At 67.8% G+C, this 3,959-nt stretch carries 5 protein-coding genes and 1 pseudogene; 3 read left to right on the forward strand and 3 right to left on the reverse strand.

Translation table 11 applies throughout. The features are described from left to right. The 3 genes from QZ847_RS07405 to QZ847_RS07415 form a co-directional block, all read right to left on the reverse strand. Nucleotides 1–83 (reverse strand): FAD-dependent oxidoreductase (locus QZ847_RS07405; protein WP_294354944.1); only part of this gene is annotated, 83 nt, incomplete at its 3' end. 44 nt (nt 84–127) lie between these two features. Then, entirely contained in the window at nt 128–598 is a 471-nt protein-coding gene (gene ruvX / locus QZ847_RS07410; protein ID WP_294354932.1) for a Holliday junction resolvase RuvX, read from the reverse strand. Continuing rightward, a complete protein-coding gene (locus QZ847_RS07415; RefSeq protein ID WP_294354937.1) occupies nt 595–1,695 on the reverse strand; it encodes a DUF3089 domain-containing protein in 1,101 nt (366 codons plus the stop codon). Before QZ847_RS07415 ends, ruvX begins: the two co-directional genes overlap by 4 nt. A gap of 120 nt (nt 1,696–1,815) precedes the next feature. Here QZ847_RS07415 and gatC point away from each other — a divergent pair, with 120 nt between their 5' ends. From gatC to gatB, 3 genes and pseudogenes are all read left to right on the forward strand, one after another. Further along, on the forward strand, nt 1,816–2,103 hold the full coding sequence (gatC, locus tag QZ847_RS07420) for an Asp-tRNA(Asn)/Glu-tRNA(Gln) amidotransferase subunit GatC (RefSeq protein WP_093002754.1): 288 nt from the start codon (nt 1,816–1,818) through the stop codon (nt 2,101–2,103). Further along, nucleotides 2,103–3,587, forward strand: a complete 1,485-nt coding sequence (gatA, locus tag QZ847_RS07425; protein ID WP_294354941.1) for an Asp-tRNA(Asn)/Glu-tRNA(Gln) amidotransferase subunit GatA — start codon at nt 2,103–2,105, stop codon at nt 3,585–3,587. Before gatC ends, gatA begins: the two co-directional genes overlap by 1 nt. 31 nt (nt 3,588–3,618) lie before the next feature. Beyond that, a pseudogene (gatB, locus tag QZ847_RS07430) lies at nt 3,619–3,959 on the forward strand (Asp-tRNA(Asn)/Glu-tRNA(Gln) amidotransferase GatCAB subunit B); the annotation flags it as partial.

Consider the following 3,959-nt stretch of genomic DNA (forward strand, 5'->3'; position numbering starts at 1 on the left):
ACCTTGAAACCGGCTTCGGCGAGCTGCCACGCGGCCTCCGAGCCCGCGAGCCCGCCGCCGATCACGTGAATGTCATGGGTCATGCGCAGGGCAGATAGCGCCTGGGGATCGCGCCGCAAGCGCGGCGTCAGCGCGAGGCGACGTTCACCAGCGCGTCGATCGCAGCCTGCAGGATGTGCGCCGCGGCGGCGGAGTCGATCCGCTCGGCGCGCTTGGCGCGGCTCACATCCTGCTCGATCAACGCGCGTTCGGCGGCGACCGTCGACCAGCGCTCGTCCCACAACAGGGTCGGCAAGTTCATGTCGGCGCAGTTGCGCGCAAACGCACGCGCCGACTGGCTGCGCGGGCTAACGCTGCCGTCGAGGTTGAGCGGCAGACCCATGACGAGGCCGACGACGTGCTGCGCCTGTACCAATCGCATCAGCTCAGCCTTGTCGGCGGTGAACTTCGTGCGGCGGACCAGCGGGGCAGGGCTGGCGAAACTCCACCCGGCGTCGCACAGCGCCGTGCCGATCGTCTTGGTGCCGAGGTCCAGTCCAAGCAGGCGCCCGCCGTTCGGCAGCCTGGCGGCGAACTCGCCTGCGTCTGTGGTGATCATTGCGCCGTCATCCGACGCGCGGCATCGGCGCGAACGTTGGCCCAGAACAGGCTATAGTCATAGACGTGGTAGTTGTTGCCCGGCAGCACGTAAGGGCCGACATCGGGCGGCGATCCGATCAGCAGCAATCCGCGAGCGTCGCAGTGCGCGCCAACGGTGTCGGGGCGAAGCTGCGCGTTCGACAGGTCCTCGCTCGGGTAAAGCGTGCCAAGGTTGGCGCTGGCCGGTGCGGCGGTAAACGGCACGCCAGTAATCGGATTGGTGCACAGCATCCGCGTTCCCTTTCGCGGACGACCATCGAAGCCGGTGGTGCGATCGTAATTGTCGGTGATCAGCGACGGATCGGCGGGCTCGGCGAAGCTCTGCCACGACAAGATGCAGCCGCGCTGGTCGGCGCGCGCGCAGGCGGGCAGGCCGAGCGAGGCGAGGTCGGTCGCGGTCGAGACCGGCCAACCGACGACATAGGCCGCAACAATGCGGCGGGCGAGCGGCTTGCCGGCGACGCGATCGCGCAGCAGGTGCGTCAGGTGCAGCCCGCCCTGGCTGTGACCCGCGAGGATGATTGGCCGGTCGGGATCGACCTGCGCCACGAAGGCGTCGAATGCGGCGAGTACGTCGCGATAGGCCTGATCGAGCGCGCGGCTGGCATTCGCCTGATCGGTCAGGAAGGCGCCGAATGTCGCCTGATGATAGCGCGGCGCCCAGATCTCGCCGACCGCGTTGAAGGCGCTCGCTTGCCCGCGCAGGAACAGCGCAGCGCGGTCGTTCGCCTCCTTGTCGTCGAGCGGCGCGTTCCAATGCGCGCGGTTGAGGTACGAGGTCGGGTGGATGAAGAACACCGCGGCGCCGCCCGGCTGACGACGCGGCTGCTCGCCCGCGGGCGTCCATAGCGCGGGGTTGTTCGCGATGTCGGGCCGCGCAAGCCACAGCTTGGCGTCTCGGTAATCCGCCGGTGTCAGCCCGCGAACGGCGCGGAAGTCCTCACCCGGCACCATCGCCGCACGCATCAGCTCGACGCCCCAGATCCGATAGGCGAGCAGCCCGGCAAGCACGAGGACGATCAGCCCGGCGACGATGTAGAGGAATTTGCGAACCAAGGGCGTGGTGTCCGGACGAAAGCGGGAGACGAAACGGCTCCTTCCGCTCTGCCGCAGCGCCCGCCTGCGCGCAATCGTTGCGGTTGCGCGCGGGCGGGCGCTGGTGGTAGCGGCGCGGTCATGTCCGTAGACACAGCAACCGTTAAACGCGTGGCCAAGCTCGCGCGGATCGCGATCCGTGACGAAGAGGCCGAGCGCCTCGCGCCGGAACTCGGCAACATCCTGGGCTGGATCGAGCAACTGGGCGAGGTGGATACTTCGTCCGTGCAGCCGATGACCGCGGTGATTCCCAACCACCTGCGGCTGCGCGACGACGTCGTGACCGATGGCGGCATCCGCGCAAAGGTGCTCGCCAACGCACCCGAGGGCGAGCACGGCTTTTTCACGGTTCCGAAGGTGATCGAATAGTGAGTGACCTGACCGACCTGGGTATCCGCCAGATCCGCGACGGCGTGGCGAACGGCGACTTTTCCGCGCGTGAGGTGGCGATCGCTTTCAACGCTGCGGTTGCCGCCGCCAAGCCGCTCAACGCGTTCATCGTCGAGACGCCAGACCACGCGCTCGCCGCCGCCGACAAGGTCGACCAGGCGCGTGCCGCGGGTGAGACCTTGCCATCGATGGCGGGCGTGCCGATCGGCATGAAGGACCTGTTCTGCACCAGCGGCGTGCAGACTACGGCCGCCAGCCTCATCCTCGAAGGCTTCAAGCCCGAGTATGAGTCGACCGTCTCGCAAAAGCTGTGGGACGCGGGCGCAGGGATGCTCGGCAAGCTGAACCTTGACCAGTTCGCGATGGGGTCGTCGAACGAGACGAGCTATTTCGGCAACGTGGTCAGCCCGTGGCGACGCAGCGACGGCGGCAATGCGCAGCTCGCACCCGGTGGATCGTCGGGCGGTAGCGCCGCGGTGGTTGCGGGGCGGATCGCGCCGGGCGCGACGGGTACCGACACGGGCGGCTCGATCCGGCAGCCGGCGGCGTTCGTCGGCATCTCTGGCATCAAGCCGACCTACGGGCGCTGCTCACGCTGGGGTACAATCGCCTTTGCCTCCTCGCTCGATCAGGCCGGGCCGATGGCGCGCGACGTGCACGACTGTGCGATCATGCTGGAGGCAATGAGCGGGTTCGACGCGAAGGACGCGACCTCGCTCGATCTGCCGGTCCCGCAGTGGGAGGCGGGGCTGAACGCCAGCATGGCGGGCAAGCGCGTCGGCATCCCGCGCGAGTACCGCGTCGACAACATGCCCGAGGAGATCGAGGCATTGTGGCAGCAGGGCATCGCTTGGATGAAGGATGCCGGCGCCGAGATCGTCGAGGTTTCGCTGCCGCACACGCGCTATGCGCTGCCGGCCTATTACATCATCGCGCCGGCGGAGGCGTCGTCCAACCTCGCGCGCTACGACGGCGTGCGCTATGGTCAGCGTGACTTGCCCGAGGGGGCGAACCTTCAGGACATGTACGCCGCGACGCGCGCGGCAGGGTTCGGCGACGAGGTGAAGCGGCGCATCCTGATCGGCACCTACGTGCTGTCGGCGGGGTTCTACGACGCGTATTTCACGCAGGCATCGAAGGTCCGCGCGCTGATCGCGCAGGATTTCGAGCGCGCGTGGGAGCGGTGTGATGTGCTGCTCACCCCGACCGCGCCATCGGCCGCGTTCGCGCTGGGCGAGAAGAGCGCCGATCCGTTGGCGATGTACCTGAACGACGTCTTCACCGTGCCGTCCTCGCTCGCTGGCTTGCCGGCGATGAGCGTGCCGGGCGGGCTCGACAAGGCGGGCTTGCCGCTCGGGCTCCAGGTCATCGGCCGTGCGCTCGACGAGCAGGGCGTGCTGAACGCGGCGCTTGCGATCGAGGAACGCGCGGGCTTCACCGCGCGGCCCGACCGGTGGTGGTGATGCACGAGGGCACGGCGTACGTGGAAGCGAAATGACGAACATGGAAACATCCTACCGCATCAAGGGCGCAACCGGTGACTGGGAGGTCGTGATCGGCCTCGAGGTGCACGCGCAGGTGACGAGCAACGCCAAGCTGTTCTCGGGCGCGGCGACCGCGTTCGGCGCGGAGCCGAACAGCCAGGTCAGCTTGGTCGACGCGGCGATGCCGGGGATGCTGCCGGTGCCAAACCGCGAGTGCATCCGTCAGGCGGTGCGCACAGGAATGGCGATCGACGCGCAGATTAACAAATGGTCGCGGTTTGACCGCAAGAACTATTTCTACGCCGATCTGCCGCAGGGGTATCAGATCAGCCAGCTCTACCATCCGCTGGT

This window comes from uncultured Sphingomonas sp., assembly GCF_913778135.1.
Taxonomy (GTDB): domain Bacteria; phylum Pseudomonadota; class Alphaproteobacteria; order Sphingomonadales; family Sphingomonadaceae; genus Sphingomonas.